Origin of the sequence: Achromobacter sp. (assembly GCF_049647645.1) — a bacterium.
Classification (GTDB): Bacteria; Pseudomonadota; Gammaproteobacteria; order Burkholderiales; family Burkholderiaceae_B; genus Achromobacter.
On sequence record NZ_JBARYB010000022.1, the window covers coordinates 20,892 to 37,083 of the forward strand.

The 16,192-nt window shown below is 66.7% G+C and carries 16 protein-coding genes; 9 read left to right on the top strand and 7 right to left on the bottom strand.

Annotation, left to right across the window (positions count from 1 at the left end; genetic code table 11):
- Positions 1-34: 34 nt before the first annotated feature.
- On the bottom strand, positions 35-943 hold the full coding sequence (locus tag WBB14_RS02455; RefSeq protein WP_006221123.1) for a helix-turn-helix transcriptional regulator: 909 nt from the start codon (positions 941-943) through the stop codon (positions 35-37).
- 176 nt (positions 944-1,119) lie between these two features.
- On the opposite strand from WBB14_RS02455, the gene WBB14_RS02460 reads away from it, so the two are divergent.
- The 8 genes from WBB14_RS02460 (at position 1,120) to WBB14_RS02495 (ending at position 8,695) form a co-directional block, all read left to right on the top strand.
- Entirely contained in the window at positions 1,120-1,590 is a 471-nt protein-coding gene (locus tag WBB14_RS02460) for a DUF4863 family protein (RefSeq protein WP_424238416.1), read from the top strand.
- A gap of 66 nt (positions 1,591-1,656) precedes the next feature.
- Positions 1,657-3,216, top strand: coding sequence for a benzoate-CoA ligase family protein (locus WBB14_RS02465; RefSeq protein WP_424238417.1), 1,560 nt, complete (start codon positions 1,657-1,659; stop codon positions 3,214-3,216).
- Positions 3,213-4,037 carry an alpha/beta fold hydrolase gene (locus WBB14_RS02470; protein WP_424238418.1) on the top strand — a complete coding sequence of 275 codons (825 nt, stop codon included), beginning with the start codon at positions 3,213-3,215 and terminating at the stop codon, positions 4,035-4,037. Before WBB14_RS02465 ends, WBB14_RS02470 begins: the two co-directional genes overlap by 4 nt.
- 36 nt (positions 4,038-4,073) lie before the next feature.
- Positions 4,074-5,234 (top strand): ABC transporter substrate-binding protein, encoded by a 1,161-nt coding sequence (locus WBB14_RS02475; RefSeq protein WP_424238419.1) that lies wholly within the window; start codon positions 4,074-4,076, stop codon positions 5,232-5,234.
- Between the two features lie 30 nt (positions 5,235-5,264).
- Positions 5,265-6,146, top strand: a complete 882-nt coding sequence (locus tag WBB14_RS02480; protein WP_013395648.1) for a branched-chain amino acid ABC transporter permease — start codon at positions 5,265-5,267, stop codon at positions 6,144-6,146.
- Between the two features lie 2 nt (positions 6,147-6,148).
- Complete coding sequence (locus WBB14_RS02485) at positions 6,149-7,231, top strand: branched-chain amino acid ABC transporter permease (protein WP_424238420.1); 1,083 nt, start codon at positions 6,149-6,151, stop codon at positions 7,229-7,231.
- Entirely contained in the window at positions 7,224-7,988 is a 765-nt protein-coding gene (locus WBB14_RS02490) for an ABC transporter ATP-binding protein (RefSeq protein WP_424238421.1), read from the top strand. The genes WBB14_RS02485 and WBB14_RS02490 overlap by 8 nt, the downstream gene beginning before the upstream one ends.
- On the top strand, positions 7,985-8,695 hold the full coding sequence (locus tag WBB14_RS02495; protein WP_424238422.1) for an ABC transporter ATP-binding protein: 711 nt from the start codon (positions 7,985-7,987) through the stop codon (positions 8,693-8,695). The genes WBB14_RS02490 and WBB14_RS02495 overlap by 4 nt, the downstream gene beginning before the upstream one ends.
- Position 8,696: 1 nt before the next feature.
- On the opposite strand, the gene WBB14_RS02500 is transcribed toward WBB14_RS02495, so the two are convergent.
- From WBB14_RS02500 to WBB14_RS02520, 5 genes are read right to left on the bottom strand one after another with little or no spacing between them, the layout of a single operon-like run.
- Entirely contained in the window at positions 8,697-9,800 is a 1,104-nt protein-coding gene (locus WBB14_RS02500) for an ABC transporter ATP-binding protein (RefSeq protein WP_424238423.1), read from the bottom strand.
- Complete coding sequence (locus WBB14_RS02505) at positions 9,797-10,600, bottom strand: ABC transporter permease (RefSeq protein WP_424238424.1); 804 nt, start codon at positions 10,598-10,600, stop codon at positions 9,797-9,799. The genes WBB14_RS02500 and WBB14_RS02505 overlap by 4 nt, the downstream gene beginning before the upstream one ends.
- A complete protein-coding gene (locus tag WBB14_RS02510; RefSeq protein WP_424238425.1) occupies positions 10,597-11,424 on the bottom strand; it encodes an ABC transporter permease in 828 nt (275 codons plus the stop codon). Before WBB14_RS02510 ends, WBB14_RS02505 begins: the two co-directional genes overlap by 4 nt.
- A 3-nt stretch (positions 11,425-11,427) precedes the next feature.
- Positions 11,428-13,062 carry an amidohydrolase gene (locus WBB14_RS02515; protein WP_424238426.1) on the bottom strand — a complete coding sequence of 545 codons (1,635 nt, stop codon included), beginning with the start codon at positions 13,060-13,062 and terminating at the stop codon, positions 11,428-11,430.
- Positions 13,063-13,071: 9 nt separating this feature from the next.
- Positions 13,072-14,193, bottom strand: a complete 1,122-nt coding sequence (locus tag WBB14_RS02520) for an ABC transporter substrate-binding protein (protein WP_424238427.1) — start codon at positions 14,191-14,193, stop codon at positions 13,072-13,074.
- Positions 14,194-14,301: 108 nt separating this feature from the next.
- Between WBB14_RS02520 and WBB14_RS02525 the strand changes: the two genes are divergently transcribed.
- Positions 14,302-15,258 carry a LysR family transcriptional regulator gene (locus WBB14_RS02525; RefSeq protein WP_424238428.1) on the top strand — a complete coding sequence of 319 codons (957 nt, stop codon included), beginning with the start codon at positions 14,302-14,304 and terminating at the stop codon, positions 15,256-15,258.
- Between the two features lie 14 nt (positions 15,259-15,272).
- Here the strand turns inward: WBB14_RS02525 and WBB14_RS02530 are convergent.
- Positions 15,273-16,192, bottom strand: a 920-nt coding sequence (locus WBB14_RS02530) for an acetolactate synthase large subunit (RefSeq protein WP_424238429.1), incomplete at its 5' end; no start/stop codon positions are given.

The window sequence follows — 16,192 nt, forward strand, 5'->3', positions numbered from 1 at the left end:
TGCATATTGCCGGTCAGGCCGGCATCGAGTCCGCCTATAGCGGCAGGCCGCAGGCTTTGCGCACCTGGGTACGCAAGCCGGCAAAGCTCTCCTGCACTTCCAGATTGCTGGTGACCCAGGTGAGGTCCGCCTTGGCATAGAAGGCCTCGCGCCCGGCCAGGATGCGCTTGAGGTCGGCCATGGCTTCGTTGTTGCCCGACATGGGGCGGAAGTCGCCCTGCGCCATGACGCGGCCCATGTGCTCCTCGGGCGTGGCGCGCAGCCACACCGTATAGCAATGCGCCAGCAGCAGGTTGAGGGTGGCCGGCTCGGACACCAGGCCGCCCGGCGTCGCCAGCACCATTTCCGGGTAGATCTGCACGGCCTCTTCCAGCGCCCGCCGTTCGTAGCGGCGGTAGGCGTTGGGGCCGTACAGATTGTGGATTTCCAGGATGCTGCATCCGGCCACCCGCTCGATCTCGCGGTTCAATTCCACGAAGGGGTAGCCGAGGTCGTCGGCCAGCATCTGGCCCAAGGTGGACTTGCCCGCGCCGCGCAGGCCGATCAGCGCCACGCGCTGGGTGCGGTTGGGGCGCTGCGCGCCCGCCCCCACCCCGAACAACTGGGTCAGGGCCTCGCGCGCGCGCTGCAGGTCGGATTCCGTGCGGCCGCTGAGCAGTTCGCGGATCAGCAACCAATCGGGCGATTCGGTGGTCACATCGCCCACCAGTTCGGCGAGCGCGCAGTTGAAGGCTCGGGCGATCTGCAACAACACCAGGATGGACGCGTTGCCCACCCCGTGTTCCAGATTGGCCAGATGACGTTCCGACACGCCGGTCACCTGGGACAGGCTCTTGCGGGTCATGCCGCGTATGGCCCGCAGGCGGCGTACCCGCTCGCCCAATGCCACCAGGAACGCTTCCCGCCTGGGTTCGGATGGCGCCGCGTCTAGCGCTTGATTCATGTTTACGTGACTCCGCAAAAACCCTGATTACCACGTTTTATGCACTATAGTGCTTGACCATAATCAATGGAAGCACTATTTTTCCATTCAATCAGCCCAAAGCGGCCCGGGTGCAAAAAAACAGCAGTCGATTTCATATCGATTCTGAAGCGCCGACAGTGTAAAGGAGGAGCCTGGTGAGTACGCCTGATCAATTCCATGCCCTGATGCGCGAGGTCACGCGCCTGACAGAAGGCCAGCCACTGGATGCCGCGCTCCAGCAAAACCTGAACCGCGAGGCCGGCCCCCAAAGCGCCCTGTTCCAGAACATATTCGCCGCCTGTAGACAGGGTGTGGCCGATGGCTGGATGTGCAACCGGGAAGGCGGCGGCATCCGCTACGGCCGCGTCATCAAGCCGGCGCCGGACCTGGCGGACTGTTCGGTCGACGTGGTGGACATGAACGACCTGGCCGGCCCCCACCACGCCCATCCCAATGGCGAGATCGACATGATCATGCCGCTGACCGAGGGCGCCCGCTTCGACGGCCAGGGCGCCGGCTGGCTGGTCTATGGCCCCGGCAGCGCGCACAGCCCGACCGTCAGCGGCGGCCGCGCCCTGGTGCTGTACCTGCTGCCCGGCGGCGCCATCGATTTCACGCGGTCCTAGCGCCCGCCCCGCCGCCAGAAAAAAACCACAGCGCGGCTTTCCCCCACAGGACATCAGGAGACAACCGTGAACACCTGTCCCGCCGAACTCAACTTCGCCAGCCACCTGGCGGCGCTCAATGCGCCGCGCGCCGCCAAGCCGGCCTACATCGACGATACGCGCCAGCTCTCCTACGGCGAACTGGCGGAGCGGGTGGCGCGCATGGCCGGCGCCTTGCGCCAACTGGGCCTGAGGCGCGAGGAGCGCATCCTGCTGCTGATGCAGGACAGCGTCGACTGGCCGGTAGTCTTCCTGGGCGCGCTGCATGCGGGCGTGGTGCCGGTGGCCGTGAACACCCTGCTGACCGCCGACGACTACGCCTACATCATCGGTCACAGCCGCGTGCGCGCCGTGTTCGTGTCGGGCGCCTTGCTGCCTGTCGTGCAGGCGGCGCTGGCGCAGGCCCCGGCCGATATCGAACACCTGGTGATATCGCAACCCGCCGGCCCCCTGCCGGAGGCCGCACGTGAATTCGAATCCCTGCTGGCGGCGGCGCCCCTTGCGCCCGCGGCGCGCACCCTGTCTGATGAAATCGCCTTCTGGCTGTATTCCTCCGGCTCCACCGGCAAGCCCAAGGGCGTGGTCCACACCCACGGCAACCTCTGGCACACCGCCGAACTCTACGCCAAGCCCGTGCTCGGCATCCGCGAGGACGACGTGGTGTTCTCGGCCGCCAAGCTGTTCTTCGCCTATGGCCTGGGCAACGGCCTGACCTTCCCGCTGTCCGTCGGCGCGACCGTCATCCTGATGGGCGAACGCCCCACGCCGCAAGCCGTATTCCAGCGCCTGACCCGGCACCGCCCCACGGTGTTCTACGGCGTGCCCACGCTGTACGCCAGCATGCTGGCCTCGCCAGACCTCCCGCCGCGCGAACAAGTGGCCATGCGCATCTGCACCTCCGCCGGCGAAGCCCTGCCGCGCGACATCGGCGAACGCTACACGCGCCACTTCGGCTGCGAGATCCTGGACGGCATCGGCTCCACCGAGATGCTGCACATCTTCATTTCCAACCAGACCGGGCAGCTGCGTTATGGCACCACGGGCAAGCCCGTGCCTGGCTATGAAGTGCAACTGCGCGACGAGAACGGCGCCCCGGTGCCCTCAGGCGCTATCGGCGACCTCTATATCAAAGGCCCGAGCGCGGCCCTGATGTACTGGAACAACCGCGACAAGACGCGCCAGTGCTTCCTGGGCGACTGGCTCAAGAGCGGCGACAAGTACACCTGCGACGCGGACGGCTACTACACCTATGCCGGGCGCAGCGACGACATGATCAAGGTCAGCGGCCAGTATGTGTCGCCGGTCGAGGTCGAGAACATCCTGGTGCAGCACGAGGCCGTGCTCGAAGCGGCCGTGATCGGCGTGCCGGACCATGACGGACTGGTCAAGACCAAGGCCTATGTGGTGCTGCGCCCCGGCTTCGAGCCCGACGCCCAAACCGGGGCCGCGTTGCAGAACTACGTGAAGCAGCACCTGGCGCCGTTCAAGTATCCGCGCCAGATCAATTTCACCGAAGAGCTGCCCAAGACCGCCACCGGGAAGATACAGCGCTTCCGCCTACGCCAGCTGGAAGAGGCCACGCTATGAGTACTTGCGCCGTGGCCGAGGCCATCTTCACCGAGCTCCATGCCGGCGGACGAGATCTGCGCCTGGAATGCCAGTGGATCGAATCCGACCGCTCGGGCGCCCCGTTGCTGGTGTTCCTGCACGAAGGGCTGGGCTCGGCGGCCATGTGGAAGGATTGGCCCCAACGCGTCTGCGAGGCTGCCGGCTGCCGCGGGCTGGTGTACTCGCGCTACGGCTATGGGCAATCGACGCCCTTGCCGCCTGGAGAAAAGCGGCCGGTGGATTTCATGCACCACGAGGCAAACGAGGTGCTGCCCGCGCTGCTTCGCGCCCTGGACGTGGACGCCACGCAAGACAAGCCGGTGCTGTTCGGCCATAGCGACGGCGCTTCGATCGCCCTGCTGTACGCCGCGATGCATCCTGACGCCGTCGCTGGCGTGGTGGCCGCGGCGCCGCACATCCTGGTCGAAGAGGTGTCGGTCGCCAGCATCGCGCAGGCGCGCCAGGCCTATCTGGAAACGGACCTGCGCGCCCGGCTGGGCCGCTATCACGCGGACCCGGATTCGGCGTTCTGGGGCTGGAACGACATCTGGCTGGACCCTGCGTTCCGCCGCTGGAACCTGGACGAATACCTGTCCCGCATCGCCTGTCCGGTGCTTGCCATCCAGGGCGTGGACGACGAATACGGCACCTTGGCGCAGATCCGCGGCATACGCCGGCTCGCGCCCCAGACCGAACTGCTGGAGATCCCCGACTGCGGCCACTCTGCGCACAAGGACCAGCCGGCCCGCGTAATCCAGGCCATCGCCGGCTTCGTCGGCAGCCTGGAACAACCCCGCTGACCTCGCGTCGGCCCATAACAAGCACGGAGACTAACCATGAACCACGCCCTGACCCGCGCTGCGCTCGCCGCGGCCCTGACGCTCGCCGCCGCCGGCGCCCAGGCCGCTGACAAGATCAAGGTCGGCTTCATGCTGCCCTATAGCGGCACCTACGCCGCGCTGGGCAACGCCATCGAGAACGGCTTCAAGCTCTACGTCGCCGAACAAGGCGGCAAGCTGGGCGGACGCGAGATCGAATACTTCAAGGTGGACGATGAGTCCAATCCCGCCAAGGCCGCCGAAAACGCCAACCGCCTGATCAAGCGCGACCAGGTCGACGTGCTGATCGGCACCGTGCACTCGGGCGTGGCGATGGCGCTGGCCAAGGCCGCCAAGGACGCCGACACCACGCTGATCGTGACCAACGCGGGCGCCAACGCCATCACCGGCCCGCTGTGCAGCCCGGGCATCTTCCGCACCTCGTTCACCAACTGGCAGCCCGCCTACGCCATGGGCCCGGTGGCCTTCGCCAAGGGCCACAAGACGGCCGTCACCATTACCTGGAAGTATGCGGCCGGCGACGAGGCCATCGGCGGCTTCAAGGAAGGCTTCGAGAAGGCCGGCGGCAAAGTCGTGAAGGAACTGAGCCTGCCGTTTCCCAACGTGGAATTCCAGCCGCTGCTGACCGAGATCGCGGCGCTCAAGCCCGACATGGTGTTCACGTTCTTCGCGGGCGGCGGGGCGGTGAAGTTCGTGCAGGACTACCATGCGGCTGGCTTGAGCAAGATCATTCCCCTGTACGGCTCGGGCTTCCTCACCGACGGCACGCTGGAGGCCCAGGGCGCTTCCGCACAAGGCCTGCTGACCACCCTGCACTATGCCGACGGCCTGAACACGCCGCGCGACAACGCCTTCCGCGCCGACTACAGCAAGGCCTACAAGGCGCAGCCCGACGTGTACGCGGTGCAGGGCTATGACGCGGCGCAGCTGATGCAGTCGGGCCTGGCCGCGGTCAAGGGCGATTTCGCCAAGAAGGAAGACTTCCGCAAGGCCATGCGCGGCGCCACGGTGGACAGCCCGCGCGGCCCCTTCACGCTGTCCAGCGCCGGCAACCCGGTGCAGGACATCTATCTGCGCCGCGTCGACGGGCTGGAGAACAAGGTCGTGGATGTCGCGGTGAAGAAGCTGGCCGATCCGGCCCGCGGCTGCAAGCTCTGACGCCGACCGCAATCCGCCAAGGGAGGCCCCATGGACATCAGCATCCTGCTCATCCAAAGCCTGAACGCATTCCAGTACGGCTTGCTGCTGTTCCTGGTGGCCAGCGGACTCACGCTGATCTTCGGCATCATGGGCATCATCAATCTGGCCCATGGCAGTTTCTACATGATAGGCGCGTACATGGCGTTCGCGCTGGGCCCGGCCGTGGACCGCTGGCTGGGCGGCGGCTTCCTGGCCACGCTGGCGATCTGCGTGCTGGCGGCCGGCGCGCTGGGCTACCTGCTGGAAGCCGCGTTCTTCAGCTATCTGTACAAGCGCAACCACTTGCAGCAGGTGTTGATGACCTACGGGCTGATCCTGGTCTTCGAGGAGCTGCGCAGCATCCTGGTGGGCAACGACGTGCACGGCGTGCCCCTGCCCGCCTGGCTGCAGGGCAGCATCGCGCTGGGCGACGTCATGACCTACCCGGTCTACCGGCTGTTCATCTCGGCAGTCGGCATCGCGGTGGCCTTGCTGCTGTACTGGGTCATCACGCGCACACGCCTGGGCATGATGCTGCGGGCCGGCGCCAGCAACCGCGAGATGATCGGATCGCTGGGCATAGACATCAACAAGCTCTACCGCCTGGTGTTCGCGGCGGGCGTGGCGCTGGCGGCCCTGGCCGGCAGCATCGCCGCGCCGGTGTCCTCGGTCTACCCCGGCATGGGCAACGGCGTGCTGATCATCTGCTTCGTGGTGGTCGTGATCGGCGGCATAGGCTCGATCCGCGGCGCCTTCCTGGCCGCGATGCTGGTGGGCGTGGTGGAAACCTTCGGGCAGGTGCTGTTCCCGTCCGCGGCAGGCGTGCTGGTGTACCTGCTGATGGCGTTCATACTTCTTTGCAAGCCCGAAGGGCTGTTCAAGCAGGGCTGACCATGTTGAACCGACTACTGCCCATTGCGGCGCTGCTGGCCCTGGCCGCTTTTTCCTGGAGCGGCAGCGACTACTACACCGGCCTGGCGATCAAGATCATGATCTACGCGATTTTCGCGCTCAGCCTGCAACTGCTGGTGGGCGGCGCGGGGCTGGTCAGCCTGGGCCACGCCGCCTTCTTCGGCATCGGCGCCTACGTGGCGGCGCTGCTGTCGCCGGAATCCGAGGCCGCCAGCCTGTGGTGGCTGCTGCCGGCCGCCCTGCTCGCCGCCGCGGCCTATGCGCTCGTGACCGGCGCGCTGGCGCTGCGCACGCGCGGCGTCTACTTCATCATGGTCACGCTGGCTTTCTCGCAGATGGCCTACTACGTGTTCCACGACACCAAGATCGGCGGCGGCAGCGACGGCATCTATCTGTACTTCCGGCCCGAGCTGTCCGTGGGCGGCTGGATGCCGTTCGACCTAAGCGATGCGCGGACCTTCTACCTCTTCGTGCTGGCCTGCCTGGCGCTGGCCTGGGGCTTTCTGGCGCTGCTGCGGCGTTCGCCCTTCGGCGCCGCGCTGGCCGGCATCCGCATCAACGAACAGCGCATGCGCGCGGCCGGCTACTCGACCTATCCCTACAAGCTGGCCGCCTACGTGGTGGGCGCCACGCTGGCCAGCCTGGCGGGCTTTCTGTTCGCGCTGAAAGACGGCTTCGTCACGCCCGAACTGCTGGCCTGGGAGCAATCCGGCCTGGTGCTGCTGATGGTGATCCTGGGCGGCATGGGCAGCCTGGGCGGCGCGGTGCTGGGCACCGTGGCCCTGGTGCTGTTGCAGGAACTGTTCCAGTCACAGGAGCTGTTCGGCGAGTACGCGCGCCACTGGCATCTGCCTTTGGGCATCGCCATCATCGCCTTGGTGGCCTTGTTGCCCAACGGCCTGGCCGGACTGCCGGCACAACTGCGCCAACGGCGCGCGGCCCGCAACGCTGCGCCCAACCCGGGCCACGACGCCACCCGCAATGCCGCGCCCAAGCCGGACACCTCCCCTTGCAGCCGTCCGGCCCCCGCCCGCCTGCCCATCCAGGGAGAGCCCCATGTCTGACGTTCTGCTTGCCGCCAGCGCGGTCACGCGCCGCTTCGGCGGCCTGACGGCGGTGAACGGCGTGTCGCTGGCATTGCAACGCGGCCAAGTCCACGCCGTCATCGGCACCAACGGCGCGGGCAAGTCCACGCTGATCAACATCCTGTCGGGCGAACTGGCGCCCAGCAGCGGCCAGGTGACGCTGGGCGGCCGCGACATCACCGCCTGGCGCCAGCCCGACCGCGCCCGCGCCGGCCTGGGCCGCAGCTACCAGCGGTCCACCATCTTTCCCGAACTGAGCGTGTTCGAAAACTGCAGGCTGGCCGCCCAGGCGCGCCGCCAGCGCTTCTGGCACTGGTGGCGCTCGGCCTCGGAATGCCGCCACAGCGCGGACCTGGCGCGCCACGCGCTGGAGCGCACCGGCCTGGCCGACGACGCCACACGCGAGGCCGGGCTGCTGCCGCATGGCCGCAAGCGCCAGCTTGAGATCGCCATGTGCCTGGCGGGCGAGCCGCAGGTGCTGCTGCTGGACGAACCCCTGGCCGGCATGGGGCCGGAGGAAACCGACCGCATCCTGGAACTGCTGGAAGCGCTCAAGCCCGGCCACGCCATCCTGCTGGTGGAACACGACATGGACGCGGTCTTCCGCATCGCCGAGACCATCACCGTCATGGTCAACGGCGCCGCCATCGCCAGCGGCAATCCGGACGAGATCCGCGCCAACCCCGAAGTGCGCACCGCATACCTCGGCGAAGATACGCATGGAGTCCATCTATGAGCGCACTGATCGAAGCGGGCGGCCTGCATGTCTACTACGGCGCCAGCCACGTGCTGCGCGGCATAGACATGCATATCGCACCGGGAGAATCCGTCGGCCTGGTGGGCCGCAACGGCATGGGCAAGACCACTCTGATCCGCAGCCTGATGGGCCACGTCAAGAGCTCCCAGGGCAGCGTGCGCGTGGACGGCCGCGACTGCACCCGCGCACAGCCGCACGCCATCGCCCGCATGGGTGTGGCCTATGTGCCTGAAGGGCGCGGCATCTTTCCCAACCTTAACGTGCGCGAAAACCTGCAAGTGGCAGCGCGGGCCGGCAGGAACAGCCGCCAGGAATGGACCTACGCCCGCGTGCTGGAGGTGTTTCCGCGCCTGCAGGAACGCCTGGGCCATGGCGGCCAGCAGTTGTCGGGCGGCGAACAGCAGATGCTGGCCATAGGCCGGGCGCTGATGACCAACCCCGAACTGCTGATCCTGGACGAGGCCACCGAGGGCCTGGCGCCGCTGATCGTGGCCGAGATCTGGAAGATCATCCGGCAGATCCGCGCCAGCGGCATGTCCACACTGATCGTGGACCGCAACTACCGCGCGGTGCTGGAGCATACCGACCGCTGCCTGGTGATGGAAAAAGGCCAGATCGTGCAGGATGGCGACAGCGCGTCGCTGGCCCGGCAACCGGAGCAACTGACGCGCTATCTCGGGGTATAGGTCAGGCCGGCTCCACAGCGTCCAGAACCGTGACGGCCGCCGCGTCCAGCACCAGGCTTACGTCGGCCCCCGGGCGCAAGTCCGGAAGACCCGGCGCACCGGCGACCAGCTCCAGATACAGCGGCGTGCCGCGAGGAGTGCGCAACAGGTAGTTGAGCAGATTGCCCGCATAGCTGAGCGCTTCGACCCTGGCCTGCAGGCCGGGACGCCCCGCAGGCGCCAGGCGTAGCTGGTGCGGCCGCACCACCAGACGCACGCTGTCTCCGGCCGCATGGGTGCGGCTGACGACACCCGCCTGTATCGTTCCCCCTTCGTAGTTCACCGCCACGCCGTCCTGGCCCACGGACCGCACCGTGCCCTCCAGCACGTTGCTGCGGCCCAGGAATTCCGCCACGAACAGGTTGGCCGGCCGCTCATAGAGTTCGGCAGGCGAGCCGATCTGTGCGATGCGGCCCTGGTTGAAGATCACGATGCGGTCCGACATGGACAAGGCCTCTTCCTGGTCGTGCGTCACATACAGGAACGAAGCGCCGGACTCCTTGTTCAACTTGCGCAGCTCCCATTGCAGATCCGCGCGCAGTTTCTTGTCCAGGGCGGAAAGCGGTTCGTCCAGCAGCAGCGCGTCGGGCCGATACACCAGCGCACGCGCCAGCGCCACGCGCTGCTGCTGTCCGCCCGAAAGCTGCCGGGGATATCTTGCCGTGTAGGCGCCGAGCTGCACCTGCTCCAGCGCCGCGCGGGCGCGGCTGCGCGCCTCGGCGGCGGGTACTCCGCGTATCGACAAGGGGAACTTCACATTCTGTTCCACCGTCATGTGGGGAAACAGCGCATAGCCCTGGAACACCATGCCGAAGCCCCGCTCCTCGGGCTGGCGCCGCGTGATCGGTTCGCCCCTGTGGAATATCTCGCCCGCAGTAGGCGCGACAAAGCCCGCAATCGACATCAGGGTCGTCGTCTTGCCGGATCCCGACGGGCCCAGCAAGGTGAGGAATTCTCCCGGAGCCAGCGAGAAATCAACGCCATCCAGCGCCACCGTGGCGCCGAACAGTTTGCGCAGACCCTGCACGCGCAGCAAGGGCTCGGATGAAGCAAGAGACGGATTCATGGGGATTCCCGCTTTCCTTTCCGATGCGCGAGCAAGCGCTCGACGCACAGGCAGATGAAGGTGATCAAGATCATCAAAGTGGCCACGGCCGCTATGGTGGGATCGACGTTCTCATTGATTCCGTCCCACATTGCGCGCGGCAGCAGATAGACGTTGCGCGTGGTGATGAAGAGCAGCACGACCAGTTCGTCCCAGGACACGATGAACGCGAAGATCGCGCCCGAGACGATGCCGGGCCGGATGCCAGGCAGGGTCACGCGCCGCAGGACCTGCAGGGGCCGCGCGCCCATGGAACGGGCGGCCTGTTCCAGGCGCGGGTCGAAATTGGCCAGGGCCGATCCCACCGACACGAACACGAAGGGCGTGGCAGCCACCACATGCGCCAGCACCACGCCGGTGTAGGTATCCAGCAAGCCCAGGTCGATGTACAAGCGGTAGTACGCCAGCGCGCCCACAATGGTGGGCACGATCAGCGGCAGCAAGGCAAGCATGCGAACCAGGCCGCCCATGCGCGCGCCCAGCCTCCAGGCGCCGATGGCGGCCGCGCAACCCAGCGCGGTGGCGGCAAGCGTGGAAACCGCCGAAACGGCGACGCTCTGCAACAGGCTGTCGCGCCAGACCGGGCTTTCCACCAGTTGCCTGTAGTGTTGCAGGGACCAGGATTCCGCCGGAAACGACAGATAGCTGCGGTCGGTAAACGAAACGGGGATGACCACCAGCGCCGGCAGAAACAGGTAGGCCAGAACCAGTCCCGCGCCCAGGGCCGCCGCCGCGAACCACCATGAAGGACGTATGCTCATGGCGCACCGAACAGGGAAGGAACGCGCACACAACGCGACATCAGGATCAAGCTCAGCACCACGGTGACCAGCAAGGCGCTGGCGAATGCGGTCGAGATCCCCCAGTTCATGGTTTCGCTGATGCCGAACTCGATGTACTGCGCCACCATCACGGTCTTTCCTCCGCCCAGCAAGGCCGGCGTGATGAAGAACCCCAGGCAGAAAATAAAGACCAGCACCGCCGCTGCCAACACGCCCGGCAGCGACAGCGGCAAGTACACGCGCAGGAAGGTCTGTACCGGTCCCGCGCCCAGCGCGCGCGAGGCGGCCATCAACGACCGGTCCATGCCCAGCATATTGGTCAGCATCGGCAACACCGCGTACGGAATCATGTAGTGCACCATGCCGATCAGCACGCCGGTCTCGTTGCGCAACAGCGCCAGGGGCCGGTCGACCAGTCCCAGCGCCATCAGCGTGGCGTTGACCACGCCCTCCTTGGACAGCAAGAGGACCCAGGCGAACGCCCGCACCAGCACCGACAACCAGAACGGCACCAACAGGCATATCGTCATCCAGCTGCGCACGTGCTCAGGCACATTCGCCATGACATAGGCCACTACGTAGCCCAGCGTCAGGGCAATGACCGTGGTCCAGATGCATACCCTGGCCGTGGTGGCCATGATCTTCAGGTAGAGCGGCTCTGTGAACAGCGCCACGTAGTTTCCGATGCCCGCGACGGGCTCGGTGAAGCTGATCGCCAGGATGCGCAGGACCGGCAGCAGGAACAAGCCTCCGACCAGCAACACCACGGGCAGGACCAGCACTGCGGGAAGCGAGCGCTGCATGGGTCAGTCCTCCTCGGGCAATTGATCCGCCCATGACGCGAGCGGTGAACGGAATACGGTGCGTCCGCCCACCAGCGTGGCGCGCACCGCCGTGTCGCGGATCTGGTCCGCCGGAATGCGGTACAGATCATGGTCCAGCACGATCAGGTCGGCGAGCTTGCCCGGCGCCAGCGTGCCCTTGCTTGCCGCCTGGCGTTCGGCCAGCGCGGGATTGACGGTGTAGCAGCGCATGGCCTCGTCCACCGAGATCGCCTGGGCCGCGCCTATTTCCGCCCCCGTGGCCGTCTTGCGCGTCACCATGGACCACATGCCGAGGAAGGGATTGCGGTCGCACACGGGGGCATCGGAATGTCCGCAAACCAGCACGCCGCGATCCAGCATGTCTCGATGCGGCCACAGCCAGGGCCAGTCGGATGCGGGCCGGTTGCGCAAGTAGGCGTCGCCCAGGTTGTAGGCAAAGCCTGCGGCGGACGAGTCGATCACGCCCAGCCTCGCCATGCGTTCCTGGATGGCTGGCGGCGCGCAGCAGCAATGCTCTATGCGCGGCGGCACCGCGCCAGGATGCCGCGCGAGCGCCTGTTCGAACGCATCCAACGCGAAGTCGATGCCGCGATCGCCGTTGCCGGTGGCGGCCGCCTGCAGGCCGGCGCCCATGACCCGTTCCACCTTGAACGCGAGTTCCTCGGCAGAAAAATTCACGTCGCCGAATTCCGGCGAACCGTCCGCACCGCCCTGCGCGGCATAGGGTTGGTAGTAGGCCGCCGTCCGGCCGCTGGTGCTGCCGTCCGATCCATACTCGACACCCAGCAAACGCAGGTAATCGTCGCCAAAGCCGAAGCGCATGCCGGATCCCAGCACATCCTCCACCAGGGATTCGTCGCGCCCGTTCAGCATCATGCCCACGCGCACGGGCAAGCGTCCCGCCGCGTGCAAATGCCGATAGGCCTGCATCGCCAACGCGCTGGTCAGCGCATTGTGTACGCTGGTGATGCCCAGCCTCGCCATCTCGCCGAAGATCGCGGGATAGCCTCCGAGATAATCCTCCACCCGGTCGCCCGCGGCGATATGCGTGGTGAACGCGAACACTCCGCGACCGCGCGCCATGCCTTCGACGGCATTCAGGCAATGCTCCGGAACCGTGCGCGACAGGCCGCTGGCCGCCAATCCGTCGAAAGCGGCCTTGCTGGCCACGCCGACCTGCGCATCCCGCCGCAACAGGAAAACCGGCCGCCCCGGCGCCGCCGCGTCCAGCGCGGCGCGCGAGGGATAGCCGCCGATATCGTTCTCGTCCAGGCGGAATCCCAGATACCAGGCGCCAGCGGGCGCCTGGCCATGGAATGCCGCAACGCGCTGGAGCAGCGCTGGCAGCGCAGCGATACCGGACAGATCATCCCACCGCCCCGCCTTGACCGCTTGCCCGTCAGGATGGCAATGGCTGTCGTTGATTCCTGGCATGGCAAAGGCGCCGCCCAGGTCTATCCTCGATGTGCCGGGTCCGGCCAGCGCCAGGCAATCCGCGTCCGTGCCGGCGCCGATCACGTACCCGCCCCGTATCGCCAATGCCTGCACGATGCCCAGGGATCCATCCAGCGTGGCGATGCGGCCGCCATGCAACACCATATCCGCGTATGCGTTCATGCTGGCGGCTCAGCCCGTGATGACTTTGACGTATTCGTTGTAGATGCGGTCCTGATTCTCGCCGTGCCAGGTCGCATCCGCCACGATCTGCAGCCGGAAATTGTCGTCGTCAGTGGGGTTGTCCTTGCGCAGTTCCGGCGGCACCAGCGCGTTCGCCGCGGGATTGGCGGGCCCATTGCCCATCAGCCGCAACAACTCGATCTGACTTTCCGGCGATTGCGTCGAGGCGATGAAGTCGAACACCTTGCGCCCGGCCGGGTTGCCCTTGGGAACCAGCCAGCCGGCGGGAATCAGGATGCCCTGGTTCCAGGTGAAATCGATGGTCGAGCCCGGCTCGCGCCGCATCACGGTCGCGCGGGTATGCCACACCAGTCCCATGCTGGCCTCCCCCTGCCGGAGCAACTGCTGGCTCTCCGCGCCGGTCTTCCAGAAGATCGCGTGCTCCTTGATCGCCGCAATCTTGTCCAGCGCGCGCTTCTCGTCGATGGGATAGATCTTGGCCGCATCCGCGGGCACCCCATCGGCCATCAGCGCGGCCTCAAGCGAGGCCAGCACGCGATCCGGCAGGATGCGCGTTCCAGGGAAGTCCTTCGTGTTCCAGAAATCGGCCCAGGTCCTGGGCACGCGATCGCCGAAGGCCTTCTTGTCGTACGCCAGCACAAAGCTGTAGATGAAATGCGAGATCCCATACTCGCTGCTGAAGCCGGGCCGCACCTTGTTGCGGTCCACGATCGTGTAGTCGATGGGTTCCAGATAGCCGCGCTTGCCTAGCGAATGCGCCGCGGCAAGGTTGGCATCGCACACGTCCCACACCACGTTCTTCGATTCCACCATGGTGCGGATCTTGCCGAACGAGGGGCCGGTTCCATCGAATTCGACCTTGGTTCCGCTCGCCTTTTCAAAGGGCTTGCCCCATACGGTAGGCTGGTGCTTGATGGCGTCTCCGCCCCAATTGCAGACGACGATCTTGCCCGCGTCGGCGCGCGCGCGGCCCAACGGCAACATGGCAGACACGCCTGCTGCGCCCAGCAAGGCCAGCAGCTGGCGGCGGCGCGCGGAACTCAACGAGGGATCGCTCAGCGCAAGGCGCGCCGCATCGGTCAGGCAAGGGTCTTGCGTAGGCGTCTTCATCGGCTTGCTCCTGTTGGGGATGGGGAGCGGGCATGATGACGGCGCCATTTCTTTCATGCAATATATGAGCTTTGCACCTATCCGTACTTCCCCTAGGCCCTCTTGCTCATGAGCCCTCGCTCGCATCTCGGACTGGCCAGATCCCACGAACCGCGCGAACCCAGTTTCGCGCAGTTGGGGGTGTTCAATGCCATCATGATTTCAGGCTCCGTGTCGCGCGCGGCGAAGCTGTTGGGCATGACGCAATCCGCAGCCAGCAAGATGCTGCGCCAGCTCGAGGACGACACGGGCCTGCTGCTGTTCGAACGCGCGCACCAGCGTCTGGTGCCGACGCCGCAAGCGTTGCGGCTGCAGGAAAGCGTGGAACATCTCTACGGATCCTATGGCGTGGTGCAGCGCCTGATCGGCAGCCTCGCCAATCCGGACCACGGCAACGTCACCGTGGCCGCCATCCCCACGCAGGCGGCGACCTTCATTCCGCAAGCCGTCAAACACTTGCGCGAACGCCACCCCGGCATCACCGTCACGCTGGAAATCCTGGCCAACCAGCCTGTGGTCGACCGCGTGCTGAACGGACAGGCGGATTTCGGCCTGGTGCATGACATCACCGCGTCGCCCGACACGCACAACGAAGATCTCGGCCCGCAGCACCTGGTCTGCGTCGCCGCCCGCGGCCACCGCTACGCCGGCCTGGATCATGTCACGGCGCAGGATCTGAAATCCGAGACCTTCCTGTCATACGGCCCGCAAACGAATTTCGGCAGTTTCCTGGAGATCGCGTTCTCCGAGGCCGGCCTGCACATGCCGGTGTCTGTCGAGGTGACCTCATCGGCCGCGCTGCTGGCGCTGATACGCGCGGGCGTGGGCGTGGGCCTGGTCGAGCCCGCCGCCATCGTGCCGTTTCCCGAAGACCAATTCGTCGTCAGGCCTTTCCGTCCCAGCCTGCTGATCCACTCGCGCATCGTCCGCTCGCGCATACGGCCGCTGACGCGGCACGCCGAACTGCTGCTAGACGAGTACCGCGCCGTCATCGCCGCGCCTCAGCCCGGCTATTTCCTGGACTGAGGCGCGAGCGCCGCTCAGATCACCGCTTCGATCAGGAACGGGCCGCGGCGCTTCAGGCCTTCCTGCAGCGCGCGCGCGAATCCTTCCACCGTATCCACGCTGACCGCTTCCACGCCCATGCCGCGAGCCAGATGCGTCCACTCCAGATGCGGCTCCTGCAGGTCCAGCATGCGGCGGGCGTTACGGCCCGGCTCCTGGACGCCCACGTTCTTCATCTCGCCGTGCAGCGTGGCGTAGGATCGGTTGGCCAGGATCACCGTCAGGCAGTCCAGGTTTTCGCGCGCCTGCGTCCACAGCGCCTGCAAGGTGTACATGCCGCTGCCGTCGGCTTGCAAGGTGATGACCTTGCGGTCCGGGCAGGCGACCGCGGCGCCGGTCGCCATGGGCAGGCCGATGCCGATGGCGCCGCCGGTCAGCATCAGCCAGTCGTGCGGTGCGCTGCTGGCGCTGTAGATGGGGAATTCGCGGCCCTGCGTGATGGACTCGTCGCAGACGATGGCCTGTTCCGGCAGATGCTGCGCGACCAGCACATTGACGGCAGCGCCAGTCAGCTTGCCGGATTGCGGCACCTCGTAGCTGGCGGCCGCCGCGGTCAGTCGCGGCGCGTCCTTGGCGATGCCCAGCTCGTCGGCCAGCCATTCCAGCGCATGCGCCAGGTCCTGCTCGGGCGTGCCCAGCACCACTTGCTTGCAGTCGGGCGGCGCCAACAGGCTGGGCTTGCCCGGATAGGCGAAGAAACCGACCGGCGCCTTCGCGCCCACCAGCACCAGATGGCGCACATCTTTCAGCTTGGCGACCGCCAGGTCGATGGGATACGGCAGGCGATCCACCGGCGTGCGCGAGCCGCCGCGCTCGATGCGGCGGTTCGAGGTTTCCGATACGAGCCGCACGCCGGTGGCGCGCGCGATGCGGCCGGCGGCGTTCAGCGCACGCT